Source organism: Streptomyces sp. NPDC003027 (assembly GCF_053591435.1).
In genome coordinates this window covers 284,589-299,997 of sequence record NZ_JBSFTU010000002.1, presented here as the reverse complement: position 1 = coordinate 299,997, position 15,409 = coordinate 284,589, and the positions used below count along the sequence as shown (strand labels likewise).

The 15,409-nt window shown below is 73.3% G+C and carries 11 protein-coding genes; 9 read left to right on the top strand and 2 right to left on the bottom strand.

The window, feature by feature from the left end; all coding sequences use genetic code 11:
* Positions 1-95: 95 nt before the first annotated feature.
* The 5 genes from ACWDX6_RS03155 (at position 96) to sucD (ending at position 7,397) form a co-directional block, all read left to right on the top strand.
* Positions 96-1,220 (top strand): ATP-binding protein, encoded by a 1,125-nt coding sequence (locus ACWDX6_RS03155; protein ID WP_451483212.1) that lies wholly within the window; start codon positions 96-98, stop codon positions 1,218-1,220.
* Positions 1,217-3,727 (top strand): DUF5682 family protein, encoded by a 2,511-nt coding sequence (locus ACWDX6_RS03150; RefSeq protein ID WP_451483211.1) that lies wholly within the window; start codon positions 1,217-1,219, stop codon positions 3,725-3,727. The genes ACWDX6_RS03155 and ACWDX6_RS03150 overlap by 4 nt, the downstream gene beginning before the upstream one ends.
* A 38-nt stretch (positions 3,728-3,765) precedes the next feature.
* Positions 3,766-4,896: a VWA domain-containing protein gene (locus ACWDX6_RS03145; RefSeq protein WP_451483247.1), complete on the top strand. Its 1,131-nt coding sequence runs from the start codon at positions 3,766-3,768 to the stop codon at positions 4,894-4,896.
* Positions 4,897-5,312: 416 nt separating this feature from the next.
* Positions 5,313-6,491, top strand: coding sequence for an ADP-forming succinate--CoA ligase subunit beta (sucC, locus tag ACWDX6_RS03140; RefSeq protein WP_451483210.1), 1,179 nt, complete (start codon positions 5,313-5,315; stop codon positions 6,489-6,491).
* Between the two features lie 21 nt (positions 6,492-6,512).
* Positions 6,513-7,397: a succinate--CoA ligase subunit alpha gene (gene sucD / locus ACWDX6_RS03135; protein WP_451483209.1), complete on the top strand. Its 885-nt coding sequence runs from the start codon at positions 6,513-6,515 to the stop codon at positions 7,395-7,397.
* Between the two features lie 150 nt (positions 7,398-7,547).
* Here the strand turns inward: sucD and ACWDX6_RS03130 are convergent, their stop codons facing one another.
* Positions 7,548-8,930 (bottom strand): helix-turn-helix domain-containing protein, encoded by a 1,383-nt coding sequence (locus ACWDX6_RS03130; RefSeq protein ID WP_451483208.1) that lies wholly within the window; start codon positions 8,928-8,930, stop codon positions 7,548-7,550.
* A gap of 128 nt (positions 8,931-9,058) precedes the next feature.
* Here ACWDX6_RS03130 and ACWDX6_RS03125 point away from each other — a divergent pair, with 128 nt between their 5' ends.
* A complete protein-coding gene (locus ACWDX6_RS03125; RefSeq protein WP_451483246.1) occupies positions 9,059-10,588 on the top strand; it encodes a cell division protein PerM in 1,530 nt (509 codons plus the stop codon).
* Positions 10,589-10,648: 60 nt separating this feature from the next.
* Here the strand turns inward: ACWDX6_RS03125 and ACWDX6_RS03120 are convergent, their stop codons facing one another.
* Positions 10,649-11,341, bottom strand: a complete 693-nt coding sequence (locus ACWDX6_RS03120) for a hypothetical protein (protein WP_451483207.1) — start codon at positions 11,339-11,341, stop codon at positions 10,649-10,651.
* A 256-nt stretch (positions 11,342-11,597) separates the two neighbouring features.
* On the opposite strand from ACWDX6_RS03120, the gene purN reads away from it, so the two are divergent.
* The 3 genes from purN to ACWDX6_RS03105 all read left to right on the top strand — a co-directional run bounded on the left by purN (position 11,598) and on the right by ACWDX6_RS03105 (position 15,397).
* Complete coding sequence (purN, locus tag ACWDX6_RS03115; RefSeq protein ID WP_451483206.1) at positions 11,598-12,212, top strand: phosphoribosylglycinamide formyltransferase; 615 nt, start codon at positions 11,598-11,600, stop codon at positions 12,210-12,212.
* Positions 12,209-13,771, top strand: a complete 1,563-nt coding sequence (purH, locus tag ACWDX6_RS03110; RefSeq protein WP_451483205.1) for a bifunctional phosphoribosylaminoimidazolecarboxamide formyltransferase/IMP cyclohydrolase — start codon at positions 12,209-12,211, stop codon at positions 13,769-13,771. Before purN ends, purH begins: the two co-directional genes overlap by 4 nt.
* 159 nt (positions 13,772-13,930) lie before the next feature.
* Positions 13,931-15,397 carry a DUF2079 domain-containing protein gene (locus tag ACWDX6_RS03105; protein WP_451483204.1) on the top strand — a complete coding sequence of 489 codons (1,467 nt, stop codon included), beginning with the start codon at positions 13,931-13,933 and terminating at the stop codon, positions 15,395-15,397.
* Positions 15,398-15,409 lie beyond the last annotated feature (12 nt).

Here is a 15,409-nt window from a genome sequence, read left to right as displayed (position 1 = left end):
CCCAATTGAGGCCCTGAGCTGCGGCGACGGCCGATTGTCAGTGGCATGGTGCACGGTGGATCCCACATCAGGTCGAACGATCTGGAGGGGGATCCATGACCGTGCCCGAAACCATCGCGAGCGCTGCGCCGGACGCCGGCGGCGAGGCGCTGCGGCCACACGCCGAGCACGCCTTCGCCGACGAACTCAAGGCGCTCGCGGCCGCCGACGACCGGCCCAGGCCCGTCCGCTGGCAGCTCTCGCCCTGGGCCGTCGCCACCTATCTCCTCGGTGGCACGCTCCCCGACGGAACGGTGATCACGCCCAAGTACGTCGGGCCGCGCCGGATCGTCGAGGTCGCCGTCACCACACTCGCCACCGACCGGGCGCTGCTCCTGCTCGGCGTGCCCGGCACCGCCAAGACCTGGGTTTCCGAGCACCTCGCCGCCGCCGTCAGTGGAGACTCCACCCTGCTCGTCCAGGGCACCGCCGGCACACCCGAGGAAGCGATCCGATACGGCTGGAACTACGCCCGGCTGCTCGCCCACGGGCCCAGCCGGGACGCGCTCGTGCCCAGCCCCGTCATGCGCGCGATGTCCGAGGGCCTGACCGCCCGCGTCGAGGAGCTCACCCGCATCCCCGCGGACGTGCAGGACACACTCATTACGATCCTGTCCGAGAAGACCCTGCCCGTACCGGAGTTGGGGCAGGAGGTGCAGGCCGTCCGAGGCTTCAACCTCATCGCCACCGCCAACGACCGTGACCGCGGGGTCAACGACCTCTCCAGCGCGCTGCGCCGCCGCTTCAACACGGTGGTACTGCCGCTGCCCGCCAGCCCGGAGGCGGAGGTCGACATCGTCTCGCGCCGCGTCGACCAGATCGGCCGCTCGCTCGACCTGCCCGCCGTACCGGAGGGCGTCGAGGAGATCCGCAGGGTCGTCACCGTCTTCCGCGAGCTGCGCGACGGGATCACCACGGACGGCCGCACCAAGCTCAAGTCCCCTTCGGGGACCCTGTCGACGGCCGAGGCGATCTCCGTCGTCACCGGCGGCCTCGCCCTGGCGGCGCACTTCGGCGACGGCGTCCTGCGCGCCGGCGACATCGCCGCCGGCATCCTGGGCGCGGTCGTCCGCGACCCCGCGGCGGACCGCGTCATCTGGCAGGAGTACCTGGAGACGGTCGTACGGGAGAGAGACGGCTGGAAGGACTTCTACCGCGCCTGTCGTGAGGTGAGCGCATGACGGCCGCCACCCGCGCGCTCACGCCCGTCTCCGCCCACGACGCGGCCGGCCCCCACGGCCCCCGCCCCACCGGCGCCGGGCCCGGAGCCGGAGCCGGAGCGGGGCACGGAGCCGGAACCCGGGGCCGAGGCGACGGGGCACCACGCCGGGAGCCGCTCGTCCTCGGCGTCCGGCACCACGGCCCCGGGTCCGCCCGCGCCGTGCGGGCCGCACTCGACGCCGAGCGGCCCACGGCCGTGCTGATCGAAGGACCGCCCGAGGCGGACGGGCTGCTCGGCCTCGCCGCCGACGAGGCCATGCGGCCTCCCGTGGCGCTGCTCGCGCACGCGGTCGACGACCCCGGCCGTGCCGCCTTCTGGCCGCTGGCCGAGTTCTCGCCCGAATGGGTGGCCCTCCGCTGGGCGCTGGCCCACGACGTCCCCGTCCGGTTCATCGACCTGCCCGCCGCTCACACCCTGGCCGCCACCGACCCGACCTGGAGCGACGGCGAGGGCGACAGCGAAGGGGAGGGGGCCGACCGGGCGGTCCGGATCGACCCGGTCGCCGAACTCGCCGACGCCGCCGGCTACGACGACCCCGAGCGCTGGTGGGAGGACGCCGTCGAACACCGCGGCCCCGGCGACCCCTTGGCCCCGTTCACCGCGCTCGCCGAGGCCATGGGAGCCCTGCGGGAGGCGTACGGCCACGGCGGACACCCCCGTGACCTCGTACGCGAGGCCCATATGCGGCTCCGGCTGCGGGCCGCCCGCAAGGAGTTCGGGGACGGGGTCGCCGTCGTGTGCGGCGCCTGGCATGTGCCGGCGCTCACCGCGAGGACCACCGCCACCGCCGACCGCGCCCTGCTCAAGGGCCTGCCCAAGGTGAAGACCGAGATGACGTGGGTTCCCTGGACCCACCGCCGGCTGGCCCGCCGCTCGGGGTACGGCGCAGGCATCGACTCGCCGGGTTGGTACGCACACCTCTTCGCCGCCCCCGACCGGCCGGTCGAACGCTGGATGACCAAGGTCGCCCGCCTCTTCAGGGAGGAGGACCGGATGGTGTCCTCCGCCCACGTCATCGAAGCCGTTCGGCTCGCGGAGACCCTCGCGGTGATGCGCGGCCGCCCGCTGGCCGGACTCGGCGAGACCACCGACGCCGTACGGGCCGTGATGTGCGACGGCTCCGACGTCCCGCTCGACCTCGTACGCGACCGCCTCGTCATCGGCGACGTCCTCGGCGAGGTCCCGGCCGCCGCCCCCGCCGTACCGCTCCAGCGGGACCTCACCAGGCTCCAGCGCGGCCTGCGCCTCAGACCCGAGGCGCGGGAGCGCGAGCTGGAACTCGACCTGCGCAAGGAGAATGACGCGGCCCGCAGCCGGCTCCTGCACCGGCTGACCCTGCTCGCCGTCGGCTGGGGCGAACCGGTCACCGGCCGCGGCAGCACCGGCACCTTCAGGGAGAGCTGGCGGCTGCGCTGGCAACCCGAACTGCACGTGCGCGTCGCGGAAGCGGGCGTCTGGGGCACCACCGTCGCCTCCGCCGCCACCGCCAAGGCCGAGAGCCGCGCCCGGGAGGCCACCGCCCTCGCCGACATCACCGCCCTGGCCGAGCGATGCCTCCTCGCCGGACTCGCCGAGGCGCTGCCCACGGTCATGACGGCGCTCGCCGACCGGGCCGCGCTCGACACCGACGTCGGCCACCTCGCCCAGGCCCTGCCCGCGCTCGCCCGCTCCCTGCGCTACGGAGACGTCCGCGCCACCGACACCGCCGCGCTCGGCAAGGTCGCGGCGGGACTCGCCGAGCGGATCTGCGTCGGACTGCCACCCGCCTGCACCGGACTCGACACCGACGCCGCCACCGAGATGCGCGGCCATCTCGACGGCGTCCACACCGCCCTCGGGCTGCTCCCCGACAGCGCCCGGCTGACCGACCGCTGGACGGGCGTGCTGCGCGGGCTCGCCACCCGCGAGACCGTCCCCGGCACCCTCCGCGGCCGATGCGCCCGGCTCCTTCTCGACGAGGGGCGGCTCGACGAGGGCGAGGCCGCCCGCCTCATGGGCCTCGCCCTCTCACCGGGCACCCCGCCCGCCGACGCGGCCGCCTGGATCGAGGGCTTCGTCGGCGGCGCCCCGGGCGGAGGCATGCTCCTCGTCCACGACGAACGCCTTCTCGCCCTGGTCGACGACTGGCTCACCTCGGTGCCCGCGCACGCGTTCACCGACGTGCTGCCGCTGCTGCGCCGCACGTTCTCCGCGTACGAACCGGGCGTCCGCCGCATCCTGGGCGAACTGGTCGCCCGCGGGCCGTCCTCCGGTGGCCGGGCGCACCTGGAGGCAGGCGTCGCCGGCTTCGCCCCCGGCCTCGACGAGGCCCGGGCCGACGGAGTCCTGCCCGTCCTGCGCCTGCTGCTCGACACCGCCGAACCCATGAAGGACCCGATGCAGGAACCCATGCAGGAACCCATGCGGGAACCCGTGAACGCACCGGTGAGGGAGCCCCTCTCCACTCCCGTGGAGGTGGGCCCGTGAACCGGACCGGACACGAGGAGCGGCTGCGCCGCTGGCGCATGGTCCTCGGCGGAGGCGAGGCGGACGGCACGGGGTGTTCCCTCACCGGTACGGACGCGGCGATGGACGGAGCGCTGACCGCGCTCTACGGACGCGGGCCGGGCCCGGGCGCCGACCCCCGGGCGTCCGGCGGACGGGACCGATCGGCAGGGCTCGGCGGCTCGGCCCCCTCCGTGGCCCGCTGGCTCGGCGACATCCGCACGTACTTCCCCAGCTCCGTCGTCCAGGTCATGCAGCGCGACGCCATCGACCGCCTCGGCCTCTCCACCCTGCTCCTGGAGCCCGAGATGCTGGAGGCCGTCGAGGCGGACGTCCATCTCGTCGGCACCCTGCTCTCCCTCCACAAGGCCATGCCCGAGACGACCAGGGAGACGGCGCGCGCGGTCGTCCGCAAGGTCGTCGACGACCTGGAGAAGCGCCTCGCCACCCGCACCCGGGCCACGCTCACCGGTGCCCTCGACCGTTCCGCCCGGATCAGCAGGCCACGGCACCGGGACATCGACTGGGACCGCACGATCCGCGCCAACCTCAAGAACTACCTGCCCGAGCACCGCACGGTCGTCCCCGAACGGCTCATCGGCTACGACAGGGCCGCGCGGTCGGTGAAGAAGGACGTCGTGCTCTGCGTCGACCAGTCCGGCTCGATGGCGGCATCGGTGGTGTACGCGTCGGTGTTCGGCGCGGTCCTCGCCTCCATGCGCTCGATCGCCACCCGGCTCGTCGTCTTCGACACGGCGGTCGTCGACCTGACCGACCAGCTCGACGACCCGGTCGACGTCCTGTTCGGCACCCAGCTCGGCGGCGGCACCGACATCAACCGGGCCCTCGCCTACTGCCAGTCGCGGATCACCCGGCCCGCCGACACCGTCGTCGTCCTCATCAGCGACCTCTACGAAGGAGGGATACGCGACGAGATGCTCAAGCGGGTCGCGGCGATGAAGGCCTCCGGGGTGCAGGTCGTCGTCCTGCTCGCGCTCTCCGACGAGGGAGCCCCGGCCTACGACCGCGAGCACGCTGCCGCGCTCGCCGCGCTCGGCGCCCCCGCGTTCGCCTGCACCCCGGACCTCTTCCCGGAGGTGATGGCGGCGGCGATCGAGAAACGCCCCCTGCCGGTGCCGGACACCCTCTAGAACACATCCGGACGCTCCGCAGCGGCTGCGGAATCCGTAGCCGGACACGGTCGGCCGGGTGCGCCCAGGGCGCACTGAGGTCCATGTCACAACCGGACCCGCAGGCCCCTCACTTCGGGGGCGGGTGCGTCGTGAGCTGGGCAACGTCCCGTTCCCACCTGTGCGGTGGGGCTCGAGGGCACCCCAGGGGCCTCCTACGGAACGCCTCCCCACCCCTACAATCTGTGACCCGTATCACCGCCCCGTTGTGATCTGCGATTTAGGGACCCACGTCCCTCGGGGATAACCTGCGAGACGGACATGCCGCGTCCACGGACACCGTGTACGCCTCCCTTGTGACAGCGCAGTCACGTTGCCCTTCGCGGCACGCCCACGCAGACAACGAACCGCGATCATCAGAAAAGGGACGGACGCGCGTGGACCTGTTCGAGTACCAGGCGAGGGACCTCTTCGCCAAGCACGGTGTACCGGTGCTGGCCGGTGAAGTCATCGACACGCCTGAGGCGGCGCGCGAGGCCACCGAGCGTCTTGGCGGCAAGTCGGTCGTCAAGGCGCAGGTGAAGGTCGGCGGCCGCGGCAAGGCCGGCGGCGTGAAGCTGGCCGCCACCCCGGACGAGGCCGTCGCTCGCGCGACGGACATCCTCGGGATGGACATCAAGGGCCACACGGTCCACAAGGTGATGATCGCGGAGACCGCTCCGGAAATCCTCGAGGAGTACTACGTCTCGTACCTCCTCGACCGCACCAACCGCACCTTCCTGGCCATGGCGTCGGTCGCCGGCGGCATGGACATCGAGGAGGTCGCCGCGACGACCCCCGAGAAGCTCGCCAAGGTGCCGGTCAACGCCAACGAGGGCGTCACCATCGAGAAGGCGCGCGAGATCGTCGCGCAGGCGCAGTTCCCGGCCGACGTGGCCGAGAAGGTCGCCGAGATCCTCGTGACCCTGTGGGACACCTTCATCGCCGAGGACGCGCTCCTCGTCGAGGTGAACCCGCTGGCCAAGGTCGCCTCCGGCGACGTCCTGGCCCTGGACGGCAAGGTGTCTCTCGACGAGAACGCCGACTTCCGCCAGCCCGGGCACGCGGCGCTCGAGGACAAGGAAGCAGCCAACCCGCTCGAGGCTGCTGCCAAGGCCAAGAACCTCAACTACGTCAAGCTCGACGGCGAGGTCGGCATCATCGGCAACGGCGCCGGCCTGGTCATGTCGACCCTGGACGTCGTCGCGTACGCCGGTGAGAACCACGGCGGCGTGAAGCCGGCCAACTTCCTCGACATCGGCGGCGGCGCGTCCGCCGAGGTCATGGCGAACGGCCTGGAGATCATCCTGGGCGACCCGGACGTCAAGTCCGTCTTCGTCAACGTCTTCGGTGGCATCACCGCCTGCGACGAGGTCGCCAACGGCATCGTCCAGGCCCTGGAGCTCCTCAAGAGCAAGGGCGAAGAGGTCACCAAGCCGCTGGTCGTGCGCCTCGACGGCAACAACGCCGAGCTGGGTCGCAAGATCCTCTCGGACGCGAACCACCCGCTGGTGCAGCGCGTGGACACCATGGACGGCGCGGCCGACAAGGCCGCCGAGCTCGCGGCTGCGAAGTAAGGGACGAGGTCACAGCACACCATGGCTATCTTCCTCACCAAGGACAGCAAGGTCATCGTCCAGGGCATGACCGGTGCCACGGGCATGAAGCACACCAAGCTCATGCTGGGTGACGGCACCAACATCGTCGGTGGCGTGAACCCGCGCAAGGCCGGCACGTCCGTCGACTTCGACGGCACCGAGGTCCCGGTCTTCGGCACGGTCGCCGAGGCGATGGAGAAGACGGGCGCCAACGTCTCCGTCCTCTTCGTCCCGCCGGCCTTCGCCAAGGCCGCCGTGGTCGAGGCGATCGACGCCGAGATCCCGCTGGCCGTCGTCATCACCGAGGGCATCGCCGTCCACGACTCCGCCGCCTTCTGGGCGTACGCGCAGTCGAAGGGCAACAAGACCCGGATCATCGGCCCCAACTGCCCGGGTCTCATCACCCCCGGCCAGTCCAACGCCGGCATCATCCCGGGCGACATCACGAAGCCGGGCCGTATCGGCCTGGTCTCGAAGTCCGGCACGCTGACGTACCAGATGATGTACGAGCTCCGTGACATCGGCTTCTCGTCCGCCGTCGGCATCGGTGGCGACCCGATCATCGGTACGACGCACATCGACGCCCTCGCGGCGTTCGAGGCCGACCCCGACACCGACCTGATCGTCATGATCGGTGAGATCGGCGGCGACGCCGAGGAGCGTGCGGCCGACTTCATCGCGAAGAACGTCACCAAGCCGGTCGTCGGCTACGTCGCGGGCTTCACCGCGCCCGAGGGCAAGACCATGGGCCACGCCGGCGCCATCGTCTCCGGCTCCTCCGGCACGGCCCAGGCGAAGAAGGAGGCCCTCGAGGCCGCCGGCGTCAAGGTCGGCAAGACGCCGACCGAGACGGCCAAGCTGGCGCGCGCGATCCTCGCGGGCTGAACCAGGCTGCCGCACAGGTGAGAGGGCCCCGCTCCTCCCGGTCTCCGGGAAGGGCGGGGCCCTCTCGCGTCCAGAACGCGTCCACGGCGGCCCCGTCGCGCCCAGGGCTCGGCCCTCTCGTCCCCGGTCGCATACGGGTCGCGTACGAGGTCAGTGCGGGGCGGGGACCAGCCGCTCCGGCCCCGGATGCGGCCGGGCGCGGAGCATCTCCCGCAGCTCCTTGTCCTCCGGGGTGAGCTTCGGCGAGCCGCCGCGGACCGGGACGCCGTTGACCGTCTCACCGGGGGCGTGGACCGGGAGGTACTGGGTCGGCGCGGTGGCGAGGGTGAAGGCCGTCAGCCCGATGAGCGCCGCCGTGGCGCCGATCGCCGCCCGGGTCCACAGCCGCGCACGCCGCTCGCTCTTGGTCCGTACGGCCCCGGCCGCCGGCAGCGTCGCCGTCGGCGCCTCGGTGACCAGCGCGACGAGCCGCCTGTGCAGGGCGTCCGGGTCGGCGAGTTCGGGCACCCGCTGCCCGATGACGGTACGGGCGTGCATCAGCCGGTTGGCGGTGGCGGGGGTGCTCGCCTCGGTCTCGGCGGCCGTGTCCGGCAGGTCGAGGCCGAGCCCGTCGTAGAGCAGGACGGTACGGCGGTGCGGCGGCGGCAGCTCCAGCAGGGCGGTGAGCAGGGCCCGCCGCCCGGCCTCGGTGGGCAGGGCGTCGGGGTGCCGGTGCGCGCGGCGCAGCCGGTACCAGGGGGAGAGCGCGTACTCGTACGCGGCCGCCCGCACCCACCCCACCGGGTCCCGGTCGACCGCGACCTGGGGCCAGTGCTGCCAGGCGTGGTGGAAGGCCCGCTCCACGGACTCCCGGGAGAGCCTGCGGCGGCCGGTGAGCAGGTACGTCTGGTGGACGAGAGCGGGGGCGGCGTAGGCGTAGAGCGCGTCGAAGGCCTCCTCCGGAGTGAGGGAGGAGCGCTGCGCGACGTGTTCCGACCCGGCTTCAGGGTCGGGATCCGCCCCGGGAGCGGTCTCCGTGAGGGTCCCGGCGGCCGTGGCGGACGGCGCCGGATCGGCCTCATGGGTGGCCCGGACCGCCCGGCCCTCGGCGGCGGGTTTCAGGCGTTCCAGCGGCTTCTGGGCCGCCTCGCGGCCCGGGAACGGTGCCGCGGCGGCCGGGCCCGGGGTCTTCGGGGGCTTGGCGGCCCGTCTGGCCATCGTCCTCGGACGGGTGGGCGCGGCGGCGGTCCTGGTACGCGCCGGGGACTCGGCGGGCGTGGGCTCGGGCGCCTCCGAGAGGGGCGCGGGGTCCGTACCCAGGGGCGCGGGCTCTTCGTCGTACGCGCCGAGAAGCTTGGCGTACGCCTCCCGCTTCCGGCCCCGCGGGTCGGTCCGGCCGGTCTCCCAGGACCGGACGGTGGCCCGGGTGACACCCATGGCATCGGCGACCTGGTCCTCGCTCAGGGCCAGAGCCTCCCGCAGTCTGCGTCGCTCCTTCGGCGAGGGCAGCGCGGCGGAGGAGGTGGAATCGGCGGTGCTCCGACTCGCACTCATCGGTGACGACCTCCCGCAGAGCTCCACTGGGCGGAAAAGTACATAAACGTATATTGAGCGACACAACGGCGGTTTGCCTGTTACGCGTGAAAAGCGCGTGTCGTTGGCAGCATGGGCGCGTGACCGAAATGACCGAGCGCCCCCTGTCGCCGCCGGCCGATCCGCTGGTCCGGGGCGGCCGCTCCGCAGCGCTGGGCACCGCCTTCGTGCGGGGCGGGGTCGCGGCGGGGCTCGGGCTCGGCGCGCTCGCGGTCCTGGTCATGACGGCGTGGATCGGCTCCCCGTACCCGGACAGCGGACCGGGCGGGGCGCTGCACACGGCGGCCGGCCTCTGGCTGCTCGCCCACGGCGCCGATCTGGTGCGCGGCGACACCCTGTCCGGAGCGCCCGCGCCCCTCGGGGTCTCCCCGCTGCTGCTGATGGTCCTGCCGGGCTGGCTGGCGCACCGCGCCGCCCGGGACACGCTGGAAGCGGACGAGGACGGCCCCAAGCCGTCCCTCGGCGGCGCGGTGGCCGCGGTCACCGCCGGGTACCTGCTGGTCGCGGCCGGAGTCGCGGCCTACGCGGCGAGCGGCCCGCTCTCGCCCGACCCGCTCACGACCGCGCTGTGGCCGCCCGCCGTGGTGGTGGCGTCGGCGGGGCTCGGCGTCTGGACGGCGGTCGGCCGGCCCCTGCCGGAGCGGGAGCAGTCGGCCGTGGCGCTGCGGGCGGCGGTGCCGGCCCTGGTGGCCCTGCTCGGCGGCGGAGCGGTGCTGATCGGCGTCTCCCTCGGCTGGCACGCGAGCGCGACGCGGGAGTCCTTCACGAGCCTCGCGGGGGACTGGTCCGGGCGGGTCTCCCTGCTGCTCCTCGCCGTGACGCTGCTTCCGAACGCGGCCGTCTGGGGTGCGGCGTACGGGCTCGGGCCCGGCTTCGCGCTCGGTACCGGCGCCGTGGCGACACCGCTGGCGTTCACGGGCGCGGCGGCCGTTCCGCCGTTCCCGCTGCTGGCCGCGCTGCCCCCCGAAGGGCCGGGCTCCTGGCCGCAGTGGGCGGCGGTGGCCGTGCCGTCGGCGGCGGCGCTCGCGCTGGGCTGGAGCGTGGGACGGTCCGCCCGGCTGTGGAAGGCCCGGGAGGCGGCTCTGACGGTCCTGTCGGCCGCCGGGCTGTGCGGAGTGGCGATGGCGGTGCTCGCGGCCGTCGCCGGCGGGCCGCTGGGGTCCGGGCGGCTGGCGGAGTTCGGCCCGGTGTGGTGGCGTACGGGGGCCGCGGCGGTGCTGTGGAGCGTGGTGGTGGGGGTGCCGACGGCGCTCGGGGTACGGGTCTGGGCGCGGCGCGGTCTCACCCCGCGGCCGCGGCCGGCGGTACCGGCCGGGGCCTCCGCGCCGCCGGGCCCGGTTCCGGCGGCCTCGGTTCCGGCGCCGGGGCACGGGCCGGCCCCGGAGCCGGGGGAAGCCGCCGGACGCGGGAAGCCGGAGGAGAACGACGACGATTCCGGTTTCGAGCCGTACGACTACCTTCCGGCGGCCTGGGAGCCGACTCCGCCGCCGCCCCCTTCCGCCCCGCCGCTCCCCTCGTCTCCGCCTCAGCCTCCGCCCCCGGCCGTCCCGCCGATGCCGGAGACTCCGCCCGGGCCGCAGCCCCCGCCCGCGCCCGAGCGCCCGGCCCCCTTCGCGTAGCCGTGTGAACCGCCGCGGCCTACCGCGCGGGCGCCCCTGGTTCGGCCGGCCGTCCCGAAGTCATTTCCGTACGCCGAAGACGTCCCGCAGCGGTTCCGGCAGCAGCTCGTTGCAGGCCAGCTGGCCCGACACCGTCAGGGCGTCGTCGGCACAGGTGTAGAAGTCGCGGTAGACGAGCTGAAGGGTGAAGCCGCCCGCGACGATCAGCAGGGAGAGGATTCCGGCGACCAGACCGCTGACGGCCGCCGTGCGCTGCGCGCGGGCCGGGGCGCTTCGAGCGCCCGTACCGGTGGCGGCGGGGGCGGCGGGCGCCGGCGGGGTGGACGGATCGGTGGCCGCGGCCGTCCTCGGCTTGGCGCGCAGGGCGCTGACCGCCCAGTACAGGGCCAGGGCGCCGAGGAGCAGTGCCAGCTCCTGGATCTCGAAGACGGCGAAGAAGAACGCCCACATGCCGGCGAGCAGCGCGTAGCGCGCCCGTCGCTGCGCCGGGTCCGTCGGGTCCCACTTCAGACCGGGCCCCTGCCCCTCTCCCGGGCCGCCCTGACCGGTCGGACGCTCGGGGCGGCGACCCCAGCCGTCGGAGGAGCGGCCGGGCTGGCGGCTGCTCCAGCGGCCTCCGGAGGATCCCGACGGCTCGGACGACGAGTCGTCGTCCGAGCCCTCCGGCCGCCGTGGCTGCCACGGCTGGTCCGGCTGCCCCTCGGGCGGCGGCGCGAACGGATTGTTGTCGTCCGTGGACTGGCGTTCCGGCATCTGCTGAACGTCTTCCCTCTGTCGTCGCAACTGCGGTCTCATGTGCGCTCGCGCGTACGGCCGCACGTGCTGTCTCAACGGATGTCTCATCTGGTGTCGAACCCAGACGCTACCTCCCGGCCCCGCCCCCGTCCCGTGGGGGCTGTCCGGTGTGCCGGTATCGTTGCTGACGGTCGAGCCATTCGTAGGGTTCCCCGTATCGAGGGGCACGATTCGTTCGTACGACCACACAAACACCCACGGAAAGAGTGACTCAGTGGCCGCCGCCCGCCTCGTCGTCCTGGTCTCCGGGTCCGGCACCAACCTCCAGGCCCTGCTGGACGCCATCGCCGCCGACCCCGAGGGGTACGGCGCGCGGATCGTCGCCGTCGGTGCCGACCGCGAGGGCATCGCGGGCCTGGAGCGCGCCGAGCGCGCCGGTCTGCCCACCTTCGTGTGCGGGGTCAAGGACCACCCGAGCCGTGAGGCGTGGGACCGCGCGCTCACCGAGGCCACCGCCGCCCACGAGCCCGACCTCGTCGTCTCGGCGGGGTTCATGAAGATCCTCGGGAAGGAATTCCTCTCCCGTTTCGGCGGCCGGATCGTCAACACGCACCCCGCGCTGCTGCCCAGCTTTCCCGGTGCCCACGGGGTGCGTGACGCACTCGCCTACGGCGTGCGGGTCACCGGATGCACCGTCCACTTCGTCGACGACGGCGTCGACACCGGACCGATCATCGCCCAGGGCGTGGTCGAGGTCCGGGACGAGGACGATGAAGCCGCTCTCCATGAGCGCATCAAGGAAGTCGAGCGTTCGCTGCTCGTCGAGGTCGTGGGGCGTCTGGCCCGGCACGGCTACCGCATTGAGGGACGAAAGGTAACAATCCCGTGACCGCCGAAGGTACGAAGCGCCCGATTCGTCGAGCACTCGTCAGCGTCTACGACAAGACCGGCCTCGAGGAGCTGGCCCGCGGTCTGCACGAGGCGGGTGTCTCCCTCGTCTCCACCGGCTCCACCGCCGCCAGGATCGCCGCGGCCGGCGTCCCGGTCACCAAGGTCGAGGAGCTCACCGGCTTCCCCGAGTGCCTGGACGGCCGCGTCAAGACCCTCCACCCGCGCGTGCACGCCGGCATCCTCGCCGACCTGCGCCTGGAGGACCACCGCAACCAGCTGACCGAGCTGGGCGTCGAGCCGTTCGACCTGGTCGTCGTGAACCTCTACCCGTTCAAGGAGACCGTCGCCTCCGGCGCGACCCCCGACGAGTGCGTCGAACAGATCGACATCGGCGGCCCCTCGATGGTCCGCGCCGCCGCCAAGAACCACCCGTCCGTCGCGGTCGTCACCAGCCCGGCCCGCTACGCCGACGTGCTCACCGCGGCCCGTGAGGGCGGTTTCGAGCTCGCCGCCCGCAAGCGCCTGGCCGCCGAGGCCTTCCAGCACACCGCCGCGTACGACGTCGCCGTCGCCTCCTGGTTCGCCGACGACTACGCGGCCGCCGACGACAGCGGCTTCCCGGACTTCCTGGGCACCACGTACGCGCGCGACAACGTCCTGCGCTACGGCGAGAACCCGCACCAGGGCGCCGCGCTGTACGTCGACGGCACGGGCGGCCTGGCCGAGGCCGAGCAGCTGCACGGCAAGGAGATGTCGTACAACAACTACACGGACACCGACGCCGCGCGCCGGGCCGCGTACGACCACTCCGACCCCTGCGTCGCGATCATCAAGCACGCCAACCCGTGCGGCATCGCGATCGGCGCCGATGTCGCCGAGGCGCACCGCAAGGCGCACGCCTGTGACCCGCTGTCGGCGTTCGGCGGTGTGATCGCGGTCAACCGTCCGGTCTCCGTGGCGATGGCCGAGCAGGTCGCCGAGATCTTCACCGAGGTCATCGTCGCCCCGGCGTACGAGGACGGCGCGGTCGAGATCCTGGCCAGGAAGAAGAACATCCGCGTCCTGCGCGCCGAGGGCGCACCGGCCGCCCCGGTCGAGGTCAAGCCGATCGACGGCGGTGCGCTGCTCCAGGTCACCGACCGCCTCCAGGCCGACGGCGACCAGCCCGAGAACTGGACCCTGGCGACCGGCGAGGCCCTGTCCGCCGACGAGCTCGCCGAGCTCGCCTTCGCCTGGAAGGCCTGCCGCGCGGTCAAGTCCAACGCGATCCTGCTGGCCAAGGACGGCGCCTCGGTCGGCGTCGGCATGGGCCAGGTCAACCGCGTCGACTCCGCGAAGCTCGCGGTCGAGCGCGCGGGCGAGGAGCGGGCGCGCGGCGCGTACGCCGCGTCGGACGCGTTCTTCCCGTTCCCCGACGGCCTGGAGATCCTCACGGCGGCCGGCGTCAAGGCGGTCGTGCAGCCGGGCGGTTCGGTCCGGGACGAGCTGGTCATCGAGGCGGCGAAGAAGGCGGGCGTGACGATGTACTTCACGGGCACGCGCCACTTCTTCCACTGATCCGCGAAGGGTCCGAGGGCCCGCCGGTACGTTCCCGTACCGGCGGGCCCTCCCCGTCAGGCGGCCCGTCGGCCTGCTCGGCTCGGCGATTCCACCGGCCTTGGGCTCTCTGGTCTAATGGGTTGCTCTTTTGTCGGCGGCTGGTAGTGGGGGCGCGCGGTGTTGGATGTGCAGAACGGGGCCGCGACGGCGATCCCCGCGCCCGGGACGCCCAGCCGCGAGACCGTCCCCACCGGGGCCGGGGAGAGCCCGCCCGGCACGCCCGTCCGCCCGTACGCGCTCCTCGCCGGGGCCCTGGGCGTCCTGTACTTCCTCTACTCCTGGGTGCAGTACGAGCGGTTCCGCACCCCCTCCTGGGACCTCGGCATCTTCGAGCAGGCCGTCCGGGCCTACTCCGAGCTCCGCGCGCCCATCGTCGATATCAAGGGGCCCGGCTTCCTCATACTCGGGGACCACTTCAGTCCGGTGACCGCCCTCCTGGCGCCCCTGTACTGGATCTGGTCCTCCCCCCTCGCGCTCCTCCTCGCCCAGGCCGCGCTCTTCGCAGCCTCCGCCGCGGTCGTGGGCCGTACCGCCCAGCAGGTGCTCGGCAGCCGGGCCGCGGGCCTGGGCATCGCCGTCGCCCACGGCCTGTCCTGGGGTCTCCAGGAAGCGGTCAGATCCGACTTCCACGAGATCGCCTTCGCCGTCCCGATGCTCGCCATGACCTGCCGGGCCCTGCTCCTGGGACGGTGGACCGCCGCCGTCGCCTGGTCCGCCCCCCTCGTCCTGGTCAAGGAGGACATGGGGCTCACCGTCGCCATGGTCGGCGCGGTCCTCTTCCTGCGCGGCGCCCGCCGGCTGGGCGCGGCCCTGGCCGCCTTCGGCGTCGCCGCCTTCGCCCTGACGGTCCTGGTCCTGATCCCGGCCGCGAGCCGCGTCGGGCAGTACGACTACTGGGCCAAGATCGAGAAGTCGAGCGCGGGCGCGGACGTCCCCTTCACCGAGGTGCTGCTCACCTCGCTCGGCGCCGGCGAGAAGTGGGAGATGCTCTTCTTCCTCGTCGGCATCACCGGCTTCCTCGCCCTGCGTTCCCCGCTGATGCTGCTCGTGCTGCCGACGCTCGGCTGGCGCTTCCTCTCCCAGGACCCGAACCACTGGGGGATGCTCTGGCACTACAGCGCCATCCTGATGCCGGTCGTCTTCCTCGCCCTCGTCGACGCCGTCCGGGCCGTCCGCACCTCGCGGCGCGGCTGGCTCGTCTCGTACGGGAAGGTCGTCGTCCCCGTCGTCACGGCCGTCTCGGTCGTGCTCGCCCTGGACCTGCCGTTGCGGGACCTGCTGCGACCGGAGACGTACCGGACGGACAGCCGGACGCTTCAGGCGCGCAAGGCCGTGGAGGCGGTGCCCGAGGGGGCGAGCGTGGAGACCAACGTGACGCTCATGGCGCATCTCACCGCGGACCACACGGTCTACTGGGTCGGCGGCGCGAAGGGCGTCACCCCCGACTACCTGGCGTTCGACCTCGCCTCGGGCTGGTCGCAGCCCGTCTCCGACCCGGTCGGACTGGCGGCGTCGCTGCATCCGGAGGCGCGCTACACGGTGTCGTTCCAGGCGGGCCACTTCGTGGTGCTGCGGCGCGCCTGACCGGCGGGCGCC